A 1,598-nucleotide genomic window follows, 5' to 3' on the forward strand; every position below is an offset into this window, starting at 1 on the left:
AATTACAAGTTTTCTCATATATATTCCTTACTTATTTTTAATCTCATTAATCTTTTTATTTATATCTGAAATATTTAAAGATTTTTTTAATTCATCTGTTTTTATCTTTAAATCCTCATTTGCTATTTTGCTTTCTATTTGTAATTTAGCCTTACTTGCTTCCGTTTCTAATTTAATAGAAGTCTTATCAAGTTCATTGCTATCAATTTTTAATTTATATTGAGAATTATCAATATCCATAGTTGAATTTACTTGAGGATTTATTCTAGTTATTACATTGTTTTTATTATACACTCCTAGTAATTTACTATTCTGTAATTCAAATAAAACATCAGAAGTATCATTAATCTTACTATAACTAGCAAAATACGAATCACTTGGCTTTAACTTAACATAATTATTTTTCGTATCAGCATAATAAAATTCTTGAGCTGGGTTTGTATAAAATTCTGTAAAAAATTTAGTTTTCTCATTATCCCAATCAGCTAATTGCTTTCTATAATTTGAAGAATTGGTGCCTTTTAAATTTTCTTTAATACTTAAAATATTTAAATCCAAACTACCATTTTTTGCAGTGTATTCAATTTGTTCTTTATTGACATAAGCAGTAGTTCTATAATGATCCGAAGTTGAATCTACAACAGAAGAATCTTTAAAATTCATTGTATAGCCGTTGTATTCTAAATCTTCTATATCATATTCACGCATTTGCAAATAATTATGGTTCATAACAAAATATCTTAAATTATAAGCACTATCCCTACCATCTTTTTTAGTTTGCTCTTTTGAATAATAAGTTAAAAGTCCTCTTGATAAATCAAGTTCAGCGGCAGAATTTGTATTTGAGTAATAATTAATAGCTGTTTGATTATTTTTTTCTATATCACTTTTAAAACTATTCCAATCATCTTTTAAAGTTGTAAAATGAGATAAATCTGATTTGCTTAAATCATAATTAATACCAATTAATTGAGCTTTTAATTCATTTTTATTTGCACTAAAACTAGCATAATCTGATGAATATTCTAAATTCTTTTCAGCATTAGGCGTATTAAGACTAGTATTTTGCAAGTTATAATTTTGAGTTTTGATTTCTTTAGTTCCTAAATCAGAAACATTGTAGCTATTGCTAGTAAGAGTATTCTTTTTACCATCTAAAGTATAATAATCAAAAGATTTAACACTCTTATCGTTTTCTAATTTTCTACCATATAAATCAAGTGTCATAGTTCCTAAATTAAGACTTGCTGCACTTTTAGAATTTAAATCTTCTGAATAGTAATAATAACTATTTACATTGTTATTAGCAAAGTATTTATTAGGTATAGAAGGTTCTAATTTAGTCCATTCTTTTTCATCTTTAATCACTGGCACATCAGGTATTGCCACATTATTATCATTTGGCTTATTTTCTGGTGTGCTTGTATTATTATCAGGATTACTTGGAGTATCTGGTGTCGTATTTGGATTACTTGGAATAACTAAATCATCACTAGGTTTATTTGGAGCAATTTCTGGCACATTATCTGTATTTAAAGAATTATCATTTTTTGCAATGATTTCAGTTACTTCTTCTTTAATATCGCTTGCAATATTCA

At 25.4% G+C, this 1,598-nt stretch carries 1 protein-coding gene; it reads right to left on the reverse strand.

What is annotated here, in order from left to right; genetic code table 11:
• Positions 1 to 27 precede the first annotated feature (27 nt).
• Positions 28 to 1,598, reverse strand: a 1,571-nt coding sequence (locus AVBRAN12654_RS09260; RefSeq protein WP_336614370.1) for a hypothetical protein, incomplete at its 5' end; no start/stop codon positions are given.

The sequence above is a fragment of the Campylobacter sp. RM12654 genome (assembly GCF_020137585.1).
Taxonomy (GTDB): domain Bacteria; phylum Campylobacterota; class Campylobacteria; order Campylobacterales; family Campylobacteraceae; genus Campylobacter_E.